This window comes from Suipraeoptans intestinalis (assembly GCF_009696485.1).
GTDB lineage: Bacteria > Bacillota > Clostridia > Lachnospirales > Lachnospiraceae > Suipraeoptans > Suipraeoptans intestinalis.
The window spans coordinates 926017-947647 of the sequence record NZ_VULY01000018.1 but is presented as its reverse complement, the minus strand read 5'-3'; the positions used below and the strand labels follow the sequence as shown (position 1 = coordinate 947647).

Annotated in this window: 16 protein-coding genes and 1 pseudogene; 13 read left to right on the top strand and 4 right to left on the bottom strand. The window is 46.8% G+C overall.

Features of this window, described 5'->3' with window-relative positions; all coding sequences use genetic code 11:
• From galE to dnaB, 4 genes are all read left to right on the top strand, one after another.
• Entirely contained in the window at positions 1-1020 is a 1020-nt protein-coding gene (gene galE / locus FYJ34_RS05210; RefSeq protein ID WP_154476772.1) for a UDP-glucose 4-epimerase GalE, read from the top strand.
• 153 nt (positions 1021-1173) lie between these two features.
• A complete protein-coding gene (locus tag FYJ34_RS05205; protein WP_154476770.1) occupies positions 1174-3237 on the top strand; it encodes a DHH family phosphoesterase in 2064 nt (687 codons plus the stop codon).
• Positions 3238-3684: a 50S ribosomal protein L9 gene (gene rplI, locus FYJ34_RS05200; RefSeq protein ID WP_154476769.1), complete on the top strand. Its 447-nt coding sequence runs from the start codon at positions 3238-3240 to the stop codon at positions 3682-3684. It begins immediately after the preceding gene.
• Between the two features lie 9 nt (positions 3685-3693).
• On the top strand, positions 3694-5046 hold the full coding sequence (gene dnaB / locus FYJ34_RS05195; RefSeq protein ID WP_154476768.1) for a replicative DNA helicase: 1353 nt from the start codon (positions 3694-3696) through the stop codon (positions 5044-5046).
• A gap of 175 nt (positions 5047-5221) precedes the next feature.
• On the opposite strand, the gene FYJ34_RS05190 is transcribed toward dnaB, so the two are convergent.
• A complete protein-coding gene (locus FYJ34_RS05190; protein WP_154476767.1) occupies positions 5222-5392 on the bottom strand; it encodes a DUF362 domain-containing protein in 171 nt (56 codons plus the stop codon).
• Between the two features lie 210 nt (positions 5393-5602).
• On the opposite strand from FYJ34_RS05190, the gene FYJ34_RS05185 reads away from it, so the two are divergent.
• Positions 5603-6787: a substrate-binding domain-containing protein gene (locus FYJ34_RS05185; RefSeq protein ID WP_154476766.1), complete on the top strand. Its 1185-nt coding sequence runs from the start codon at positions 5603-5605 to the stop codon at positions 6785-6787.
• Here the strand turns inward: FYJ34_RS05185 and FYJ34_RS05180 are convergent.
• The 3 genes from FYJ34_RS05180 to FYJ34_RS05170 are packed head-to-tail and all read right to left on the bottom strand — an operon-like array spanning position 6784 to position 11304.
• A complete protein-coding gene (locus FYJ34_RS05180) occupies positions 6784-8199 on the bottom strand; it encodes a HAMP domain-containing sensor histidine kinase (RefSeq protein WP_154476765.1) in 1416 nt (471 codons plus the stop codon). The two genes, FYJ34_RS05185 and FYJ34_RS05180, sit on opposite strands and share 4 nt — an antisense overlap.
• A 7-nt stretch (positions 8200-8206) precedes the next feature.
• Positions 8207-8917, bottom strand: coding sequence for a response regulator transcription factor (locus tag FYJ34_RS05175; RefSeq protein WP_154476764.1), 711 nt, complete (start codon positions 8915-8917; stop codon positions 8207-8209).
• 11 nt (positions 8918-8928) lie between these two features.
• A complete protein-coding gene (locus tag FYJ34_RS05170) occupies positions 8929-11304 on the bottom strand; it encodes an endonuclease MutS2 (RefSeq protein ID WP_154476763.1) in 2376 nt (791 codons plus the stop codon).
• Positions 11305-11423: 119 nt separating this feature from the next.
• Here FYJ34_RS05170 and FYJ34_RS05165 point away from each other — a divergent pair, with 119 nt between their 5' ends.
• From FYJ34_RS05165 to FYJ34_RS05130, 8 genes and pseudogenes are all read left to right on the top strand, one after another.
• Positions 11424-12668 (top strand): S1C family serine protease, encoded by a 1245-nt coding sequence (locus tag FYJ34_RS05165; RefSeq protein WP_154476762.1) that lies wholly within the window; start codon positions 11424-11426, stop codon positions 12666-12668.
• A 124-nt stretch (positions 12669-12792) separates the two neighbouring features.
• On the top strand, positions 12793-13734 hold the full coding sequence (locus FYJ34_RS05160; protein ID WP_154476761.1) for a 3'-5' exoribonuclease YhaM family protein: 942 nt from the start codon (positions 12793-12795) through the stop codon (positions 13732-13734).
• Positions 13735-13932: 198 nt separating this feature from the next.
• Entirely contained in the window at positions 13933-15327 is a 1395-nt protein-coding gene (gene rlmD / locus FYJ34_RS05155) for a 23S rRNA (uracil(1939)-C(5))-methyltransferase RlmD (RefSeq protein ID WP_154476760.1), read from the top strand.
• Between the two features lie 172 nt (positions 15328-15499).
• Positions 15500-16405, top strand: a complete 906-nt coding sequence (locus FYJ34_RS05150) for a hypothetical protein (RefSeq protein WP_154476759.1) — start codon at positions 15500-15502, stop codon at positions 16403-16405.
• Positions 16406-16417: 12 nt separating this feature from the next.
• Positions 16418-17230 (top strand): hypothetical protein, encoded by an 813-nt coding sequence (locus tag FYJ34_RS05145; protein ID WP_154476758.1) that lies wholly within the window; start codon positions 16418-16420, stop codon positions 17228-17230.
• 406 nt (positions 17231-17636) lie between these two features.
• Positions 17637-18101 (top strand): annotated as a pseudogene (locus tag FYJ34_RS05140) (DNA topoisomerase); the annotation flags it as partial.
• A 115-nt stretch (positions 18102-18216) separates the two neighbouring features.
• Positions 18217-19644, top strand: a complete 1428-nt coding sequence (locus tag FYJ34_RS05135) for an ISLre2 family transposase (protein ID WP_173017106.1) — start codon at positions 18217-18219, stop codon at positions 19642-19644.
• A 162-nt stretch (positions 19645-19806) separates the two neighbouring features.
• Positions 19807-21330 (top strand): AlbA family DNA-binding domain-containing protein, encoded by a 1524-nt coding sequence (locus FYJ34_RS05130; protein WP_154476756.1) that lies wholly within the window; start codon positions 19807-19809, stop codon positions 21328-21330.
• The last annotated feature ends 301 nt before the right edge of the window (positions 21331-21631 follow it).

Here is a 21631-nt window from a genome sequence, read left to right as displayed (position 1 = left end):
ATGGCAAAAAAAATACTGATCACAGGCGGCGCAGGCTATATTGGAAGCCACACGGCGGTGGAGCTTTTAGAGAGCGGCTATGAAGTGGTGATCTATGATAATCTGTCCAATTCCTCGGAGGAATCTGTAAGGCGGGTTCAGAGGATCACGGGGAAAGCCGTGACCTTTTACAAGGGAGATGTGCTGGAGGAAGAGCTTTTAAAGAGCGTGATCCTTCAGGAGAGGATTGACGCGGTGCTGCATTGTGCGGCTTTAAAGGCTGTGGGCGAGTCGGTGGAAAAACCGCTGGAGTACTACCACAACAACATTACGGGAACCCTGACCCTGATCAAAGTGATGAAGGAAACGGGAGTGTGGAATCTGGTATTCAGTTCTTCTGCTACCGTGTACGGAAATCCTGTGGAGATTCCCATTACGGAAGCCTGCCCCAAGGGAGAGTGTACCAATCCTTACGGCTGGACCAAGTCCATGATGGAACAGATCATGATGGATATCCAGAAGGCGGACCCCAGATGGAATGTGATCCTGCTGCGATATTTCAATCCGGTAGGCGCTCATAAAAGCGGAGAGATCGGAGAGGATCCCAGAGGGATCCCCAATAACCTGATGCCTTACATTTCCCAGGTGGCCGTAGGGAAACTGGAAAGGCTGGGGGTATTTGGGAACGATTATGATACGCCGGACGGAACGGGAGTAAGGGACTATATCCATGTGGTCGATCTGGCAAAAGGCCATGTAAAAGCCATTGCCTACCTGTTTACAGATCCCGGCCTGGAGATCATCAATCTGGGAACCGGAACAGGGTATTCTGTACTGGATATGGTCAGAGCCTTTTCCAAGGCCTGCGGGAAGGAGATCCCTTATGAGATCCGTCCGCGAAGAAGCGGAGATATCGCCACCTGCTACGCAGATCCGGCAAAGGCAGAAAAGGTTCTGGGCTGGAAAGCAGAAAAAGGTCTGGAAGAAATGTGCGAGGATACCTGGCGGTGGCAGTCCATGAATCCGGAAGGATTTCGATAAAGAAACACAGATGATACATTCCCTGACGGCAAAGGTGCGACTGGAAAGTGTGCATGGGAGTCGTCAGGGAAGTATCATCTTTTATTTTTGGTCGAAAGATGGTATACTATATGTTATTAGTGAGAACTGGATTCATTTTTAGAGGATGAGAAGATGGCAGAAAAAGAGAAGCAACAGGTAAAGCTGAAGGGGCAATTAAAATATTACCTGCAGATGCCCATGGTCATGACAGTGCTTTTGGTGCTGATGAACATCTGGATCTACCAGATTGACCGGAAGGCGGGGACGCTGATGTTTATCCTGCTGGCGGTGTACGCAGGGATCGTTGTGGCGCTTTATGTGTACAGCAAGTCGGCAGTCATGAAGGATCTGATCGAGTTTGCCGCCCAGTACGGGATCGTGCAGAATACGCTTTTAAAGGAGCTTTCCATCGCCTATGCGATTTTGCTGGAGGACGGAAAGGTTGTCTGGATGAACGACTGTTTTCAGGAGTCGTTTGGGGTGTTCCAGCAGCAAAAGCTGTATCTGAGCAAATATATCCCACAGCTGAACAGGGGGGTATTCCCGAAGGACGTGGACGAACGGACGCAGATCGAAGTTTCCTATGAGGGACGCGAGTATATCGCCGAGCTGAGGCGGGTCTGGGCAGAAGGGTTCAGCGATACGGAAAAGCTGCTGCAGATGCCGTCGGAAAAAGAGTATTTTATAGCAGTATCCCTGCGGGATGTGACGGATATGAACCGGTATATCCGGCAGAATGAGGAACAACGGCTGGTAGCCGGGCTGATCTATATTGACAACTACGACGAGGTTGTGGTCAGTGTGGAGGAAGTGCGCCAGTCCCTTCTGGTGGCGCTGGTGGACCGACGGATCAATCAGTATATTGCCAGGATCGACGGAATCGTGAAAAAGATGGAAAATGACAAGTACTTTGTGATTTTCCAGAAAAAATATCTGGAAGGTCTGGAGGACGACCGGTTTTCCCTGCTGGAGGATGTAAAGTCGGTCAACATCGGCAACCGGATCCCGGCTACGCTCAGTATCGGGCTGGGCTTCAGCGAGACGGCTTATGCCCAGAGTAATGATTATGCAAGAGTCGCCATTGATCTGGCGCTGGGAAGAGGCGGCGACCAGGCGGTGATCAAAGACAGGACGGGCACCACCTATTACGGCGGAAAAAGGGAACAGACAGCCAAGAACACCCGGGTGAAGGCGCGGGTAAAGGCAGAGGCGCTGCGGGAATTTATTACCGTGAAAGACAAGATCTTCGTCATGGGGCATAAGATGGCGGACATGGATTCCTTTGGGGCGGCTATCGGAATCTACCGGGCGGTGGCGGCGCTGGAAAAGACGGCTCATATTGTCATCGACGAGATATCAACGACGGTAAGGCCGCTGTATGACAGTTTTCTGAAAGATATCTCTTATCCCAGAGACTTCTTTCTGAAACCGGAAGAAGCGGTGGATCTGGCAGATGAAAATTCCCTGGTGATCGTGGTAGACATTAACCGTCCTTATATGACGGAATGTCCGGAGCTTTTAAAGAAGACAGAGACTATCGTGGTACTGGATCATCACCGGCAGAGCAGCGACCATATTGAAAATGCCCTGCTGTCCTACATCGAGCCCTATGCCTCCTCCACCTGTGAGATGGTGGCGGAAGTGCTGCAGTACATTGTGGATGATGTCAACATTCCCAGCATAGAGGCAAGCAGTATGTATGCCGGTATTACCATTGACACGAATAACTTTTTGAATAAGACAGGGGTCAGGACCTTTGAGGCGGCGGCTTTTTTGCGAAGAAGCGGAGCGGATATCACGCTGGTGCGGAAGCTGCTGCGGGACGATATGGAGGCTTACCGCGCCAAGGCGGCGATCATCAGCGGAGCTTCCGTGTACAAAGGAATGTTCGCACTGGCGATGGGAGAGGATCTTTCCATTGAAAGCCCCACCATTGCAGGCGCCCAGGCGGCAAATGAGCTGCTGGATATCAACGGGATCAAGGCGTCTTTTGTACTGACGGAGCATAATGGCAAGATCTATGTCAGCGCAAGATCCATTGATGAAGTCAATGTACAGTATCTGATGGAGAAGCTGGGGGGCGGCGGACATCTGAACGCAGCGGGAGCCCAGTTTGACCATACGGACATGGAGAGGGCAATGGAAGAACTGAAAGAGAAGATTGATGAATATCTGCAGGAGGAAGGAGACGAATAGATGAAAGTTATATTGACAGAAGACGTAAAAGCACTGGGAAAAGCAGGAGACATTGTGGAGATCAATGACGGATACGCCCGCAATTTTATTCTGAAGCAGAAAAAAGGTCTGGAGGCGAACAGCAGGAACCTGAATGACCTGAAGCTGAAAAAGGCCAACGAAGATAAGGTGGCGCAGGAAAAATACGAGGCGGCGCTGGCGCTGAAGCAGGAAATCGAGGCCGGAAAGATACAGCTGGCCATCAAGACGGGAGAGGGCGGAAAGGCTTTCGGGTCCATCTCATCCAAAGAGATCGCGGCAGAGGTGAAAAGCCAGATGAATCTGGAGATCGACAAAAAGAAGGTGCTGCTGAAAGACGCGATTAAAACCATCGGAGAGCATACGGTAGGGATCAAACTGCATCCCAAAGTGACGGCAGATCTGAAAGTCAGCGTAGCGGAAGAGTAGGAGGACGGCATGGAAGAAGCGCTTGCAAAAAAAGCGATGCCGCACAGCGTGGAGGCGGAGGCCTCTGTGGTAGGCTCCATGCTGATGGATAAGGATGCCATTATGACGGCAGCAGAATTGATCAGCAAGGAGGACTTCTACCAGACGCCCTACGGTATCGTGTTTGAATCCATGGTGGAGCTGTTCAACGAGGGAAGACCGGTAGATCTGGTAACACTTCAGGAACGGCTGAAGGAAAAAGACGTGTCGGATGAGGTGGCCAGCATGGAATTTGTGCGGGATCTGATCACGACGGTGCCTACCTCGGCAAACGTCAAATATTATGCGGAGATTGTGGCGGAGAAGGCATTGATGCGCAGGCTGATCCGTTTGAATGAAGAAATTGCCAACACCTGCTATGTGGGCAAGGAGCCTCTGGATGTGATCCTGGAGCAGACAGAAAAGTCGATGTTCGAGCTGCTGCAGCGAAAGGGAGGCAAGGACTTTGTTCCCATTCGTCAGGTGGTGATGCGGACGCTGGAGAAGATTGAAAAAGCGGCGAAAAACCGGGGGAGTGTGACGGGAATCCCTACCGGCTTCCACGACCTGGATTACAAATTGTCGGGACTTCAGCCATCGGATCTGATCCTGATCGCGGCCAGGCCTTCCATGGGAAAGACGGCGTTTGTGCTGAATGTGGCGCAAAATGTTGCCTTCCGTTCGGGGAAGGCGGTGGCGATCTTCAGTCTGGAGATGTCGAACGAGCAGCTGATGAACCGTCTGTTCGCCATGGAATCCAATGTGGATGCACAGAGGCTGCGTACCGGAAATATGCAGGATACTGACTGGGAAAAGCTGATCGAGGGAGCCGGAGTGATCGGAACCTCCGGCCTGATCATTGATGACACGCCGGGAATTTCTATTTCAGAGCTTCGCTCCAAGTGCAGAAAATATAAGCTGGAGCATGGGCTGGATCTGGTGATCATCGACTACCTGCAGCTGATGACGGGCAGGACAGGACGGGCATCTGAATCCAGACAGCAGGAGATTTCCGATATCTCAAGGGCTTTGAAGGGACTGGCAAGAGAATTGAATGTGCCGGTGATCGCACTGTCACAGCTAAGCCGTGCGGTAGAACGCAGAGATGACAAACGACCGCTGCTTTCGGACTTGAGGGAGTCCGGAGCCATTGAGCAGGACGCCGACGTGGTGATGTTTCTTTACCGGGACGAATATTATAACAAAGACTCCGAGCATAAAAAGGAGGCGGAGGTTATTATCGCAAAGCAGAGAAACGGTCCGGTGGGGACCGTCAGTTTGGTGTGGCTGGGAGAATATACCAGATTTGCCAATATGGTCCGGGAGGAAGTCAGGGAGAAGTAAACAAGAGGGATATTATCCTATCAATCCAAATAAAAAAGATATTACCGGCATCTTCCGAGTAATATCTTTTTTATAATGGCGATGCGTCAAAGTCCCAATCCATCTGAAACCTGGGCGATCACCCACAATCCCGAAACACGCCCTGCGGCGGTTCCGGTCATTCATTCAGGATCAATTAAGCCTGAGAAATGGATCCTGTAGGACATTGAGAAGCACAGGCTCCGCAATCAATACAAGCGTCTGCATCAATTTCGTACTGATCAGCGCCCTGAGAAATCGCTCCAACTGGACATTCCGGCTCGCAAGCTCCACAACTTACACAATCACTGCTAATTACATGTGCCATTGGTAAAACCTCCTTTTTCATAATGAAGAATAGGGAATCTTTTTAGATTTCCTTTGACTTATCATAATACAAAACAGGCAAATATACAAGGGAAAGGACAGGCAAACCGGAAAAATTAAGAAAAATTTCAAGACTTTCCGGTCAAATTGGTGTATAGTGTTGGAGTAGAAAATTTGTCACAGAAACAGACAGATTGGAAGGAGTTTTAGAATGAAAAAGAGAATGGCCGGCGTTCTTGCAGTCCTTTTGGGGATGAGCCTGCTGTTATGCAGCTGCAGGATTCAGGAGGACATGGCATCAGATAACGGACAGAAAACAAAGGTGAGCAGCGAGGAGATCAAAAGACAGGCGTGGCTGCAAATGATCCAGCCGGCTGCCTACAGCAATGCAGAAGGGTTGAATCTGGAAAAAGGCGCCTACATCTCTGTGATCGGAAAGGGAGAAAGCGGACCGTTTTGGAATACCGTGGAAAAAGGAGCCGAGGCGGCAAAGGAGGATCTGAACAGGATCCTGGGATATACGGGAAAAGAAAAGATCAAAGTCACATATAGCGGATCCGGTACAGAAAACAACGTGGAAGAGCAGATCAATATTCTGGACGAGGAGATCGCAAGATATCCCATCGCAGTGGGGATCGCCATTGCCGACGTAAAGGCGGGAACCGTACAGTTCGATATGGCGGCAGAGAATGATATTCCCATCATTGCGTTTGATTCAGGGAACTCCTATGAGGGCCTGATGTCTATGGTAGCGACGGATAATGAAGGGGCGGCAGGAGAAGCGGCAGCCCACATGGCGGAAGAACTGCCGGAGGGCGGAAGCGTCCTGGTATTTGCATCAGATTTTCGGGCAGAATCCTTACTCCTGCGGGAGAAGGGATTTCAGACTGCGGCGGCGGAATATCCCAACCTTCCGGTGGCGGGAGTGTACTACCTGAACCGGCTGGAAGAACAAAAGGAAGGAATGATTCAGGAGATAGAAAACGGAACCTACGAGAAACCGGAAGGGGTAGAGAAGACGGAAGAAGGAGTACAGCCGGACAGCATTTCCCAGGAGATGATAATGGATTATCTTTTGAAGAAGAATCCGGAAGCGAAGGGGTGTTTTATTATGGACGGATCAGCGGTACCTGCCGTACTGGAGGCCATGGAAAGGACCGATACGGATCTGTCAGTGATCGGCTTTGACGTAACGAAAAGGAATCTGCAGGAATTAGAGGCAGGAAAAATAAAAGGCCTGATCGTGCAGAATCCGTTTGGAATGGGATATGCGACGGTGATAGCGGCGGCAAGAGCCTACCTGGGGCTGGGGAACGAGGCAGAAGTCAATACCGGCTATACCTGGGTGACGAAAAAGAATCTGAAAGAAAAAAGCGTACAGCAGATCCTGTATTAGGAAGCGGGGGCTTTCGGCAGGGAGAAGGTAAATTCTGTTCCTACGCCCTCCGTGCTGACCACATGGATGTTTTCACCGTGTGCCTGAATGGCTTCTTTTACGATGGAAAGCCCCAGGCCGGTTCCTTTTTTGTTCTTTCCCCGGGAAAGATCGGTTTTGTAAAAGCGATCCCAGATTTTGTTCAAAGCGTTTCTGGGAATACCGATTCCGTCATCCTTGACGGAGAGATATACTTTGTCCCCCCGCTCCGTCGTTTCGATGACGACAGAGGAATTGTCGTCGCTGAATTTAGTGGCGTTGTCCAGCAGGTTGTAGAGCACCTGCTGGATTTTTCGTTTATCGGCATACACCAGCAGACACTTGGTGGCTAACAGAAGCTCGATAGAGATCTTCTTGCGGGTGCAAGTGCCTTCAAAGGAGGCGGAAACCTCCTTGATACATTGATGGATGTCGAAGGCTTCCCAGTTCAGAATCCGGTTTTTGGTGTCGTATTCATTCAGGATCAAAAGGTCGTTTGTCAGATCGGTGAGGCGCTCCGTTTCAAACAGGATGATATTCAGATATTTCTCGTGGAGCTCCGGCGGGATCGTACCGTCGGCCATGGCTGTGACATAGCCTCGGATGGAAGTCAGAGGAGAACGAAAATCATGAGAAACATTGGCAACAAACTGTTTTTGGTAGTCTCCGGCGTCCCGTAACCGGGAGGACATATAGTTCAGGGAGGCAGATAAGTATCCCATTTCATCCTGGGAGGTGACCAGAATCTCATGCTCCAGATTGCCGGTAGCATACTGGGTGGCAGCTTCTGTGATCTTTCGGAGAGGTCGGTAAACAAAAAAATGAAAGGCCAGAAGGATCAGGAAGGAAAAGAAAAATACCAGGACCAGGATGATGGAGATCCCTCTGAGAAACAGGTGCGTCAGCCCGCCCACATCAGAAGCGTATTTATGCAGAACCAGATATCCTCCCGGCGTATAACCGGACAGAACCGGAGCGATGACAGTGATCACATCATGGGAAAACAGTTGGTGATAATCTCCCAGAAGATACTTAGAACCTCCGGCCTCCACTGGATCGAAATCAGGAACAGAGGCAGGGGCGGCCGGGTAGTTCTCCGGGCGGGAAGAGGCGATCAGCGTCCCGTCCCGGTCCACAAACCAGACGGCTGCATCCAGCTGGGTCTGCATGGCATTTAGCTGCAGATGCAGGTCTCCGGCGTCGATTTTTTCAGAAAAATACAGAGGAAAATAGTCGCCGGACATCAGGCTGGCTTCCTGAAACATGCCGGAGGCTACATAGTCCCTTGCCGGAGCAGTGATCAATTCCGGCGTCAGGATCGCTGTGGTAAACAGGCAAAGAAATCCAAAAATGATATAGACGATCAGAAATTTCAGATGGAGTGTACTTTTCATAAAAACCTCATTTCTTTTCCGGCTTCCATTCAAATTTGTATCCGATTCCCCAGACGGTGCTGATCCTCCAGGTGTCGTGGTCCTTTATTTTTTCCCGGATCCGCTTGATGTGGACATCCACCGTTCTGGTATCTCCCAGATATTCATATCCCCAGATCTGATCCAGAAGCTGCTCTCTTGTGAATACCTGATTGGGGGAGGCGGCGAGAAAATATAAAAGTTCCAGTTCCTTTGGGGGCATTTCTACCGTAGTACCGTCCACCATGACAGAATAATTGGTCAGGTGGATGCAGATTCCAGGATACTCTACATACTTTCCCTTCTCCTCAGAAAAAGAGGTGGGAAGCGGGAAGGTGTACCGCCGCAGGACCGCTTTGACGCGAGCCACCAGCTCCTTGGAATCAAAGGGCTTGATGACATAATCATCCGCGCCCAGCTCCAACCCCAGCACCTTATCAAACACTTCTCCTTTGGCAGAAAGCATGATGATAGGAACGGAGGAGCGGGAACGGATCTCTCGGCAGATCTGATACCCATCCATTCCGGGGAGCATCAGATCCAGCAGGATCAGATCAGGCCGGTAGCTGTCAAAGGCAGACAGAGCCTGTTCTCCGTCATGGACCATGTGGGTATGGAAACATTCCTTGGTCAGATAAAGGGAGATCAGCTCGGCAATATTTTCGTCATCATCTACGATCAGAATTTTTTGCTTGTTCATGGCAACTCCTCCTAGGACTTTAATTCGACTATGGTCACGCCGGCATCTCCTTCTCCAAAGGAGCCCAGACGGAAGCTTTTCACACGTTTTTGACGGCGGAGATAGCTGTGGATGCCGGTTCTTAAGGCTCCGGTCCCTTTGCCGTGGACGACGCGCACCGGGGACAGGCCGGCCAGAGCCGCGTCATCCAGGTATTTATCCAGCTGGGCGACCGCCTCGTCTACCGTCAGTCCCAACAGGTTGATTTCCGGGCGGACGGAGAAGGATTTGCCCATTTTCAGCTTCCCTTTGGAGGTGGTATGAAGCTTTTTGGCAGAATAGGAAACCGGCTCCTCCAACAGTTCCAGATCGGAGAGAGGAACCTGAGAATTAAAGATTCCCATCTGTACCGATATGTTACCCTTTGGGTCAGGCTTGGAGGTAATGGTTCCGGTCAGGTTCATGCTGATGACGCGCACACTTTCTCCCGGCTTGAAGGAAGCAGGATCCTGAGGCTTCTTCTTTCGGGAGGCGGCGGGCATGGAGGGCTGGACGGAAGAGAGCTGCTTTCGGATCTTTTCCCGTTCTTTTTCCATTGCAGAGGCAGACATCCCTTCTTTTCCGAATTTGTGGAAATTGCGGATGGTTTCGTCTGCAACATCCTTGGCTTCTTCCAGAAGCAGTCGTGCTTTTTCTTTGGCTTCCCGAAGAATACGGTCTTTCTGTGCGTCCAATTTTTCCTGCTGGGAGAGAGCCTGAGACTTTAAAAGCTCCAGTTCTTTTTTGTAAGCAGAAATCTGTTCTTTTTCCTCCTGTAGGGTCCGGCGGTTTTGCTCCAGACGGGAAAGGAGATCTTCAAAGGCCTCGTCCTGCCGGCTTAAAAGTTGTTTGGCAGAGTCTATGACCTGCCCGGACAGCCCCAGCTTGGAAGCGATGGCAAAGGCGTTACTTTTTCCGGGGATCCCCACCAGAAGGCGGTAAGTGGGTCTTAATGTTTCTACGTCAAATTCGCAGCAGGCGTTTTCCACACCCTCTGTGGTAAGGGCAAACACCTTGAGCTCACTGTAGTGGGTAGTTGCCATGGTGCGGACCTGCTTCTGATGAAGATGCTTTAAAATGGCTGTGGCCAGAGCGGCGCCCTCTGTAGGATCCGTCCCGGCGCCCAATTCGTCAAACAGAACCAGAGAATCTTTGTCTGCTTCTTCCAGGAAGGATACGATGTTGGTCATATGGGAGGAAAAAGTACTGAGGCTTTGTTCAATGCTCTGTTCATCTCCGATGTCAGCGTAGACGCAGCGAAACAGGGCAAGCTCTGAACGGTCTAAAGCGGGAATATGAAGCCCTGCCTGTCCCATCAGGGTAAACAGCCCCACCGTCTTGAGGGAGACAGTTTTTCCGCCGGTATTGGGTCCGGTCACAATCAGAAGATGGAAGGCATCGCCGAGAGTGACGGTGATAGGAACAACAGAGGCGGCGGGAAGAAGAGGGTGCCTTCCCTGGCGGATATGGATCCTGCCTTCTGTGTTGAAACGGGGCAGGGAGGCATTCATATCAAGGGCCAGCGCTCCTTTTGCAAAAATAAAATCCAGCTGGGTCAGCAGTTGAAAGTCGGAGAGGATCAAAGAAGCGTAAGGCGCCGCCTCCTGGCTGAGAGTGGCCAGGATGATCTGGATCTCCTCCTGTTCTTTGGCAAACAGGTCTTTCAGATCGTTGTTCAGCCGTACAACAGCCATGGGTTCTACAAAAATAGTAGAGCCGGTGGCAGACTGATCGTGGATCAGCCCCGGGATCTGGTTTCGATATTCTGCCTTTACCGGGAGGCAGTACCGGTCTCCCCGCATGGTAATGATGGCCTCCTGCAGATATTGCCGGGAGGAGCCGTTTAAGACGGAGGCCAGAGCAGAATGGACACGGTCGTTCAGCTGTGAAATCTGCCGGCGGATCTGCTTCAGGTTGCTGCTTGCCTCATCGTTGATCTCATCCTCCTGCAAAATGCAGAAACGGATGTGAGAAGACAGAGGAGTCAAAGGCTCCAGGCTGTCAAAAAAGACAGAGAGACAGTCCGGCTCCTGATCGGGATCTTCTGCTCTGCCATAAGCCTTGATCTGGGCTGCGGTTTCCAGAAGACGGCAAAGAGAAAGCAGCTCCTTGGCGCTTAATGCTCCGCCGATCTCCAGCCTTCGGACGGAATCTATTACAGGAACAACACCGGAAAAAGAAGGGCGTCCCTTTTTTATGATCCGGGAAAAGGCGGCGCCGGTCTGCTGCTGTGCCGTTTCTATTTCTGCAAGATCGACGGACGGCGTCAGAGCCTGGCACAAGGTTCTGCCGGAGGCAGAGGAGGCCAGTCCCGCCAGTCGTTTTATGATTTTTGGATATTCCAGTTTGTTTAATGTTTTTTCATTCATATCGTTCACCCATGCCTATTCTACCTTATTTGGAGGGCAAAGGAAAGGAGAAAATGTTGAAGAAAAGGACGGCATGGGGTATACTAAAATGTAAAGTTTGAAAAAAGAAGGAGTTGTTTATGGAAGAGGACAGCCGCCCGAAGGAGGAGCAGAACACGGGAGATGAGACTTCCGGGGAAAGCGGGGAATACTCCTTCCTTCAGGAAGTGATCAAGGACGAAAACGGACGGTGGAGAGCGCTGAAAAAGCGATGGATCCGCCTGGTGGGCTGGGGACTGGTGTTTGGGATAGCAGCCAGTCTTGGTTTTGCGTGGACAAACAGGCTGTCATCCTCCCGGATAAAAGAAGTGACGATCCCAAAGGAGGAGGAAGCACCCGGGCAGGAGGAGCCGCAGGAGCTGGACTCGGAAAGTTATCTGCAGATGCAGCAGGCGCTGGGAGAAGTGGCAAAAGAAGCCGGAAGATCGGTGGTGGAGATCCGTATCCTGACGTCAAAGGAAGACTGGACAGAGCAGACGGCACAGACACACAGCATCACGGGAATCGTGGTGGCAGATAACGGAAGGGAGATCCTGATCTGGGGAAAAACGATGGCGGCTGCAGAGGGAGCGTCTTTGCAGGCTGTTTTTTCAGATGGGAGCAAGCGGAGCGTCACCCTGAAGCAGAAGGACGACGGATTGGGCATGGGGATCTATGCCGTGGAGACCAGCCGTCTGAAGTCGTCTACCATGAAGCAGTTGAAAGTGGCGGTATTGGGAAGCTCTAATTTTATACAGCTGGGAGAACCGGTGCTTGCGCTGGGAAGTCCGTTGGGAGATGGGCAGAGTCTGGGCGTTGGCGGCATTATGTCCAAGGACAACCGGGTGTCCCGGGTAGATGGAAGCTATGGGATCCTGCAGACAGATATTGCAGCAGGAGAGGAAGGAAGCGGAGTGCTGGTGAACCTGAAAGGAGAAATCGTAGGGGTGATCGACCAGTCGGTAGCATCTACGGACAGTGCTTTGGTGGCAGGCTATGGGATCTCCGACTTGAAGCGGACTATGGAACTTCTTTCTAACGGACAGGGAATTCCCTACCTGGGGATCTGCGGGCTGGAAGTGACGGAAGAGATTCAGGAGCAGGGAGTGCCAAGAGGCATTTATATGAAGGAGGTCATGCCGGGATCTCCGACGATGGCGGCCGGACTCCAAAATGGAGATATCCTGACGGGGATCGGAACGGAGAAGGTAACGACTCTGACAGAATACAGGAATTGCCTGCTGAAGCTGAACGCAGGTGAGAAGGTCCGCTTGAAGGGCCTGCGCCAGGGGGCGGAGGGGTATGTGGACATAGAGTTTGAGGTCACGGTGGGAAAGCAGGAGTAGCATAGAGCCGTGGCTGAAAAGACCGGAAGCACAGAAGCGTTGGAAATCAGAAGGAAGTAAGGCGCAGAACCGGAAGAAAACGACAGACAGAAACAGACAGACGAAGGAATGAAAGGACGAAGAAATGAGATATATCAACACGTTGCGAGAAGGAGAAACCATCAGGAATATCTATTTATGCAAAGGAAAACGGACGGCGGAAACCCGCAACGGAAAGCCGTATGACAATCTGCTGCTGCAGGACAAAACCGGAATCCTGGACGGAAAGGTATGGGATCCGAATTCCAGCGGGATTGCGGATTACGGCGAGATGGACTTTATAGAGGTGTTTGGAGATGTGATCAGCTACAACAACAATCTCCAGTTGAATATCCGCCAGATCAGACGGGCGGAGGAAGGAGACTACCTTCCGGCAGACTATATGCCTACCAGCGAAAAAAGCACGGAGAGCATGTATCAGGAGCTTTTGGGATACATTCGTCAGATCGAAAACACCTACCTTAGGCAGGCAGTGGAATATTATTTTGTGAAGAATGAGGAATTTATCCGGATTTTTAAGGGGCATTCTGCAGCAAAAAGTGTGCATCATGGATTTGCAGGAGGGCTGCTGGAGCATACGCTGAGCGTGGTAAAATTTTGCGAATACATGGTGGGAGCTTATCCCATTTTAAATCGGGACCTGCTGTACGCAGGGGCGCTTTGCCACGACATCGGAAAGACGAAGGAGCTTTCGGCATTTCCGGAAAATGATTATACAGACGACGGGCAGCTGCTGGGGCATATCATCATCGGCGTAGAGATGATCAGCCAGGCAGTCCGCTCGATTCCGGGATTCCCGGATCGTCTGGCAAGTGAATTAAAACATTGTGTGATCGCTCACCATGGAGAGCTGGAGTATGGATCGCCGAAAAAACCGGCGCTGGCAGAGGCCCTGGCGCTAAATTTTGCAGACAGTACCGATGCAAAAATGCAGACGCTGACGGAAATCTTCAAGGATAAACCGGGAAATGACTGGCTGGGCTATCAGCGGCTGTTTGAATCCAATCTACGAAAAACGGTAATTTAGTCCGGAATCAGGCGGCATGCTGGCTGGGCTATCAGCGGCTGTTTGAATCTAATCTACGAAAAACGGTGATTTAGTTCGGAATCAGACGGGATGCTGATTGCGGGAAGGGCTGAGGCTTTATTTGTGAACGATGTCAGCTTCACCAGGTGAATTTTGGTTTGGAAAAGAATGAGAGGGAAAGTAAAAAGGTAGAGCATCATGAAAAAGAATGAAGTGGTTTCTTTCGTCATTGAGGATATGGGAGTAAATGGAGAGGGTATCGGCAAGGTGGCCGGCTACCCTCTCTTTGTCAAAGATACTGTGATCGGCGACGTGGCAGAGGTAAAAGTTACCAAAGTGAAGAAAAATTATGGATATGGCAGACTGATGAGACTGATCAGTCCGTCGCCTAAACGGGAAACAGGAGGAGTCTGTCCGGTTGCCAGACAGTGCGGCGGCTGTCAGATCCAGGAGATGAAGTATGCGTATCAACTGGAGTTTAAACAGGAAAAAGTGAAAAATAATCTGATCCGCATTGGAGGGATTGAGCGGGCAAGGCTGGAAAGGATCCTGCAGCCGATCCTGGGAATGGAAGAGCCGGTGCGCTACCGGAATAAGGCGCAGTTTCCGGTGGGAAAAGATAAGAACGGAGAGATCATCACAGGATTTTATGCGGGACGGACGCACTGTATCGTGCCCATAGAGGATTGCATGCTGGGAGTGGAGGAAAATGCCGTTATACTGGAACAGATAAAAGGGTTCATGAAACGGTATCAGATTCCGCCTTACGAGGAGGAACGTCACGAGGGTCTGGTCCGTCACGTGCTGATCCGAAAAGGGTTTGTCACGGGAGAGATCATGGTCTGCCTGGTGATCAACGGCGGGCAGCTTCCGCAGAAGGAGAAGCTGGTGGAGCTTCTAAAGCAGATAAAAGGAATGAAAAACATCTCTCTTAGCATCAACACAGAAAAAACCAACGTGATCATGGGAAACAGGATCAGGACTATCTGGGGCAGCCCGACGATCACAGATTACATCGGAACGCTGCAGTACAGGATCTCGCCGCTGTCTTTCTATCAGGTGAACCCTGTTCAGACGGAGCGGCTTTACCAGACCGCCCTGGATTATGCGGGACTGACGGGAAAGGAAGTAGTGTGGGATCTTTACTGCGGAATTGGAACGATCTCCCTGTTTCTGGCAAAAAAAGCCAGACAGGCCTATGGAGTGGAAATCGTGCCGCAGGCAATCGAGGATGCAAAAGAGAATGCAAGGATCAATGGAATAGAAAATGCCACATTTTATGTAGGAAAAGCGGAAGAGATCCTGCCGGAATATTATAGGAATCACGAAGGAGAATGTGGAAGGAAAGCGCAGGCAGATGTGATCGTGGTGGATCCCCCCAGAAAAGGCTGCGAGGAAAGTCTGCTTCAAACAATCGCAGATATGGCGCCGGAGAGAGTGGTGTATGTCAGCTGCGACTCCGCCACCCTGGCGCGAGATGTGAAGCTTCTGGAAGAGCGGGGATATCGGCTGGAAAAGGTACAGCCGGTGGATCAGTTTCCACATAGTGTGCATGTGGAGACGGTGTGCCTTCTGTCAAGAAAAGCCCAATAAATCAAAGGATTTCGCCATTTTTGGAGTAAAATAGATGTGTGTTTCTGTTTCCGTAGAGTGATGATATAATCGGAGATTTACCCCAGGGGATAGGCTTTGGAGAACGGGAAGTATACATTTTGGCGAAAGGATACTTTTGGGCAAAAGTTTTTTACGTCACGAGGAAGATAAGATGAGTAATGATTTTGAAAATTCACAAGAGTATAGGAAAGCACTTGAGATAGCTAAGAAGCAGCAAGAATTGTATAAAAATGTGACGAAAGCGATATCTCCAGAAGCATTAGCAAAATTTCAAGAACTCAGTGACAAATTAAACGAATGGAAGAATTCACTTAATAATATGCCGGGGCTTCTAAAGTTTGCAGAAATGCTCAAAAATTATCAGCGAGAGGTCAGAGAAACGGAAGGTTTAACTGAAGCTGAATTTGAAGAAAAATATAGAACTGAAATTGAGTGGAGTGAAAAGTTCGGAAAAAATGGTTGGGTTATTTCTGAGCATTCAAATCCTGCAGATATTAAGAATTGGGAACAATTATTATGTGAAGGGGAAGCAAAGGTAGCAGAGTTTTTTGATGGAGAAGATATTGTAATTCTTGATGTGATTATAGAGGGGTTACAGGAAAAGTACGTTTCGGACGAGACACGGTTATATTTTAAGAATGGCATGCAGGCTTTTGAAAATGAAGATTATATGACTGCAGCTATGTACTTGCTTTCATTACTTGATAATAGGGTGAATAAATTAGTTGATTTTCCGAATCAACGTATGAGCTACAAAGCTAAATATTCTAATGCAGGCTTTGCAAATCAAAAGGCGGAGGACTTTAGACAGCTTACCGAAAAACGAGGATTCATGTCAAAGAAAATATACTTTTTGGAAATGTATCCTTCGTTAATAGCATATTTGAATAGGATATTTATAGATGGCCCATACAAGTTCGAAAATGGCATCGAACCTCCGTATTTGAATAGAAATTGGTTAATGCATGGTCGAATGAATAGAAGTATTGAAAGATATGAATGTATACAGATTTTGAATGCGCTAAGTGTTATTGAGTTCATGTTTGGAGATAGGTAAGGAGCATTACGAATGAATAAAAGAGATGACTTTTCGAAAGAAACTATAAATAGATTATGTGAGAGAGTGGGAGGAAAGTGTTCTAATCCAAACTGTAGAAAAGAAACAAAAGGTCCTCATAGCAATCCACAAAAGCGAGTATCAATCGGTGAGGCTGCACATATAACCGCAGCAGCTGAAGGTGGACCAAGATACAACCCTGACTTAACGCCAGAAGAGAGAAGTAGTATAGAAAATGGAATTTGGTTATGCAAGTTGTGTGCAAGAATGATAGACAGTGATGAAAATCAGTATCCGGCAGAATTGTTATATACATGGAAAAGTATGGCCGAGTATGAACAATTTTGTATTATTAATCAGATGGATAACTGGTTAAAATCAAATGTGGTATTTGAAAGTAGAAAAAACATAGCATGTAGGAAGGCAAAAGAAGCATTAGATAATTTGCACGGTATATTGCAGTACGCATACGAATATTGGAAACATAATTTTGAGAATCGACATTATGGTTCATTTTTGGAAAATGAGCTAATGGAACATTGGGTTCTGTATGAAGATGATTTAAAAAGAATTTATACATTTCAAGAGAAAAGAGTGCTTTTAAATGAGGTGCTATTGGAGTATTCACTGGATTTAGGACCAGAGATATGCGAAGAAATAAATAATTATTGTAGTTATTTGAATTTCTCGTATCAAAGCGATAATTGTGGTCTATATGATAATTACTGGAGATGCTTTTTTGAAATGCTATCTACTTGTTTTGAGATTTTAGTGGGTATCAAGAAGACGGTTGATGACATATTATACCGACAATATTCTGTATGATAAGGGGATAAAGTCATAACCCCACGTTGAAAACCTATTGCATACTTTCGCTATGCAGTATAAAATCAAAGTTCAGGGAAATATTGAAACCGTTTGTCTGCTTTCAAAGAAACCTTGATTTTCTGCGGTTTGTAGGATATTAAGGGGAGAAAATGAATGTGTGTTTTCAGGTCTTTTGAATGAAACATTTGAATATTAAAACAGTGGGGTGTTTTGAGACTCTGCTGAATAATAGGCTTTTGCTAAAAGGTATCACTTTTGCGAAAATGTATGATACTTACAGGCAGAAGCCTTTTTATATAAAGATAACTTGACTTCTAAATCTTACCGATGTAATATTTGCAGATGGCTTTGATCATCTAAAAGACGGAAAAGATTACGATAATCTCTTTGAGTCGGCACAGGCAAAGAATATATGACTAAAAAAAGCGGAGATATAGTTTTGCCTGATGTAAGTGTAGGGGATATACTTGCTATTGAAAGTAAGGAAGTTAAAGAGAAATTTACCCATCCTCCGAAACACTTTACTGAAGATACGCTTTTAAAGTCTATGGAGATTGCAGGAAATGATGCCTTAGAAAAAGGTGTAGAGGTTGAAAGAAAGGGACTTGGAACACCTGCAACAAGAGCAGGAATTATTGAAAATCTAATCTTTAAGGGATTTGTAGAAAGAGATAAGAAAAATCTTATAGCCACGCATAAAGGAATCAGTCTTGTAACGATTGTAGCTGATAACTTTAAGTCGGCAGAAACTACCGCAAAGTGGGAAATGGAATTATCCGATATTGCTCAGGGAAAATCTTCAAAAGAAGAATTTTTGAAAGATATTGAAAATGAGATAAAAGAGGCGGTTCTGACATATAGTAAGTAAGCTTAGAGTAAAATTATAGTTGGCAAAAATAAAGGGAAGAGATCGAAACCTCTTCCCAATCATACAGATTTATCTTATTGTTTAATTGCTGAAAAAAACATAAGGAGTCTGTATGATGAATTCAATGATAAAGGAAAACGGCGTAACATTCAATCAGTTGGAGAAAAATATTTATGCGTGGGTCTGCCAGATCGGCAGGGAGTTTACAAAAGAGTTCCTGGAACGATATGACCGGATGCTGCTGGAGGACAGAGACAAGAAGAAGTATAGGGATAAAGGAGGCAGACAAACAACCGTAAAGACCGTATATGGTGAGGTAACCTATCAGAGAAATGTTTATGAAGTGACTGAAGAGGACGGAAGAAAGCGTTTTGTATATCTGCTGGACGAAACACTGGATCTGGATCATGTAGGTTTAATTTCAACGAATATGGCGGAACTGTTGGTAAAGGGGATTACAGAACTATCTTACAGAGAATGTGCCCGTCAGGTCAGTGAGATGACTGGACAGACCATCAGTGCGATGGGAGTATGGAACGTCATTCAGGCGTTAGGGGAAAAAGTCTGTGAGGATGAAGCTGAACTGACAGAAGAATATAAGAAAGGGCATGTGAAAGGAAAAAGAGAGGTTCCCGTCCTATTTGAAGAAGCGGACGGAGTTTATATCAGGCTGCAGGGAAAAGACCGGAAAGAGGAAAAACAGGATAAATCAGAGATTAAGATCGGGATCGCTTATGAAGGATGGCGAAAAACCGGTTCGGATCGTTATGCGCTGGAAAATAAAGTAGTCGTTGCCGGATTTTCCAAAGCAAAGGAGTTTCAAGAATATCGGGAAGCAGCAATCGCGCAGGAGTTTAACCTGGATGAAGTGGATCAAAGAATCTTAAACGCAGACGGAGCATCCTGGATCAAGAAAGTGAAAGATAAAAGCACCTGTTTTCAGTTAGACCCGTTCCACCGGAATAAGGCTGTGAAAGAGAAAATCCATGAACAGGCTGCGAGGGATGCTGTTTTAGAGTTGATAAAAGCTGAAGAGATTGAAGAAGTATTCCGGTATCTGGAAATCTATCGAAACAGTTTAAGTGATGAGGCAGAGATTGAAGATGTAGAAGACCTGATTCGTTATTATGAAAACAACCGGGAAGGGCTCGTGCCTTACCAGTCTCAAAATCTCAATCTTCCAGAGCCACCGGAAGGGTTGTCATATCGGAATATGGGAACGATGGAAAACCATGTATGGAGCGTAATCGCAAAGCGAATGAAGCATGGACATAGAAGCTGGAGTAAACGGGGAGGAAATCATCTGGCGAAGATCCTGGCAAAAAAGTGCAGTGGGAAACTGTATGAAGTGACCGAACGTCTGCGTCGGCCGGTATTTGAAGAAGAAAAAGTAGAAGAATTGTATGGAGCGATTCTGATGTCAGCGAAAGCGCCAAAGAAAGACGGAAAAGGATATGAATATCCGGCGATTGGGCATGTGGTTGGATTAAATGGAAAGATACAGGGGGAGAGAAAACGACTGTTGTACATGGCTGGATATTAAACTGGGACAAAACATGCTATTTCAACAAAAAGATAAATCAAAAAGAAAGTTGCCAACGATTACTTGACAGTAACGTAAGTAAGTAGGGACTAATCTCAGAGTGGAAAAAATATCCTAAAAGTGCTATAATATATTGAAATATTTTTTTGAAAAGGAGGTATTATGCAGCTTTTAGACATAAAGAGAATGGCTCACAGCATTCTTGAAAATCAAAACATAGAAAGCAGTTTTATCGAATATAAAAAGTCGGCAAATTTTAAAGATAAAATTCTAAAAACTGCTTGTGCCTTTGCCAATAACTATATGAACAATGAGATTGGATTGTTGTTTGTTGGAATTGAAGAAGTTGACGATAAAGAAACGGGAGAAAAGGCAATTCCCAAAAGACCGATAGAGGGGATAAAAGAGTCCAAAGTTGAAGGGATTGAAAATGAATTAAAATCTCTGCTTTCCAATATCCATCCTAGAATAAACTACCATATTATTACGGATAAAATTGATGATGAATACTATATTATCGTTGCGGTAGAGAGTGGTAGTAACGGTCCGTTTGAAACAAGTGAAAGAGCGGAAAGGGATAAAGATATTAGGCTAAAGGCAGGAAGATATATTAGAGTCGGTAGAGATTCAAGACTGCCAAATCCAACTGAAGAATTTGAGCTTTTGAAGAAATTTGCAAATTTTTCTTTTAGTTCTAATTTGAACGATACAGCTACCATAGATGATTTAAGCTATGAATACATGAAAGAATATCTGCTTCAGACAGGAGCAAAGAAAGATATTAGAGAAATGTCTAAGTTGGATATGGCAAAGAGTATGGGACTTGTCAGTGAAAGCGAGTATGGTGGTTATAGAGCTAAAAATTTTGCTGTGTTGATGTTTGCGGAAACACCGAATAAATTTATTCCAAATGCCCATGTTGAAATCATAAGAGAAATTGACGGAACGGATAAAATGGAATCAAAAAGATTTGATGGGCCGGTTTGGATACAGGCAAAACAAGTCAGCAAATATTTTGAAGATAATATTATGGCTTCGTATACCATAAGGGAAGCTGATAAAATTGAGCATAAGATTATCTATAACTATCCTCTTACGGCATTTGAGGAACTTGCTACTAATGCTATTTTGCATAAAGAATATGATACGCCTGAATATGTAGGAATATATATTTACAAGGATAGAATTTCTTTTGTAAACCATAACAGACCACTTCCTCCTGTAACTATTGAAGCTCTTAATAGAGATAGAAGTTTTGATAGAAGGCAGTATCTTAATAAAGAACTTAAAGATATGTTCTTTTCTCTTAATCTGATAGAGTCATACGGATCCGGGATAAGGCGTGCAAAAGATGCACTATTAGAAAATGGTTCTCCTGAGCTTAAGTTTTATCCGGACAATGAAGAAGATAACTATACCAATGCAGTTATGGGTGTGAATGAAGAATTTTTGAAAGACTTTAATGGTAGTACTACCAAAGAAACTACCAAAGAAAAAAACAGCATCCAAGAACAGATAGTGCTTCTTATGAAAGACAATCCAAGTATTACTGCGGAGCAGATAGCAAATGAGATTAAAGAAATAACAGCAGATGGGGTACGATACCATATAAGGAATCTTAAATCTCATGGAGTTATTAAAAGAGAAGGCTCTACCAAATCAGGTAAATGGGTAGTGATGAAATAAACAAAATTACAGAATCAAAAGGTGATTAGAGTAAAATCTAACCACCTTTTTTGTTTGTAAAAAAGAAGGAGGTAAAAATGCGAATAAATGATTTTCATAACATTTTGGAGCTTGTAAAACAAGATGTCCTGCATAATGAAGCAGAGTATCTAAAGCTCTTAGAAGTTGTCGGAAACAATCAAAGATAAGAGTCGATTTGATAGGGTGTATTTTTGTAATAGCCATAAAAACTAATCACCTCCGGAAGTCCTGTTAAGCAGCAGGGAATGAATTTGAGCCTGTGAAAAAAACTCTGTAAATT

Excerpts from the sequence above, each read along its gene's own strand:
- galE (WP_154476772.1), top strand. The coding sequence starts at position 1 with ATGGCAAAAAAAATACTGATCACAGGCGGCGCAGGCTATATTGGAAGC.
- FYJ34_RS05205 (WP_154476770.1), top strand. The coding sequence starts at position 1,174 with ATGGCAGAAAAAGAGAAGCAACAGGTAAAGCTGAAGGGGCAATTAAAA.
- rplI (WP_154476769.1), top strand. The coding sequence starts at position 3,238 with ATGAAAGTTATATTGACAGAAGACGTAAAAGCACTGGGAAAAGCAGGA.
- dnaB (WP_154476768.1), top strand. The coding sequence starts at position 3,694 with ATGGAAGAAGCGCTTGCAAAAAAAGCGATGCCGCACAGCGTGGAGGCG.
- FYJ34_RS05190 (WP_154476767.1), bottom strand. The coding sequence starts at position 5,392 with ATGGCACATGTAATTAGCAGTGATTGTGTAAGTTGTGGAGCTTGCGAG.
- FYJ34_RS05185 (WP_154476766.1), top strand. The coding sequence starts at position 5,603 with ATGAAAAAGAGAATGGCCGGCGTTCTTGCAGTCCTTTTGGGGATGAGC.
- FYJ34_RS05180 (WP_154476765.1), bottom strand. The coding sequence starts at position 8,199 with ATGAAAAGTACACTCCATCTGAAATTTCTGATCGTCTATATCATTTTT.
- FYJ34_RS05175 (WP_154476764.1), bottom strand. The coding sequence starts at position 8,917 with ATGAACAAGCAAAAAATTCTGATCGTAGATGATGACGAAAATATTGCC.
- FYJ34_RS05170 (WP_154476763.1), bottom strand. The coding sequence starts at position 11,304 with ATGAATGAAAAAACATTAAACAAACTGGAATATCCAAAAATCATAAAA.
- FYJ34_RS05165 (WP_154476762.1), top strand. The coding sequence starts at position 11,424 with ATGGAAGAGGACAGCCGCCCGAAGGAGGAGCAGAACACGGGAGATGAG.
- FYJ34_RS05160 (WP_154476761.1), top strand. The coding sequence starts at position 12,793 with ATGAGATATATCAACACGTTGCGAGAAGGAGAAACCATCAGGAATATC.
- rlmD (WP_154476760.1), top strand. The coding sequence starts at position 13,933 with ATGAAAAAGAATGAAGTGGTTTCTTTCGTCATTGAGGATATGGGAGTA.
- FYJ34_RS05150 (WP_154476759.1), top strand. The coding sequence starts at position 15,500 with ATGAGTAATGATTTTGAAAATTCACAAGAGTATAGGAAAGCACTTGAG.
- FYJ34_RS05145 (WP_154476758.1), top strand. The coding sequence starts at position 16,418 with ATGAATAAAAGAGATGACTTTTCGAAAGAAACTATAAATAGATTATGT.
- FYJ34_RS05135 (WP_173017106.1), top strand. The coding sequence starts at position 18,217 with ATGAATTCAATGATAAAGGAAAACGGCGTAACATTCAATCAGTTGGAG.
- FYJ34_RS05130 (WP_154476756.1), top strand. The coding sequence starts at position 19,807 with ATGCAGCTTTTAGACATAAAGAGAATGGCTCACAGCATTCTTGAAAAT.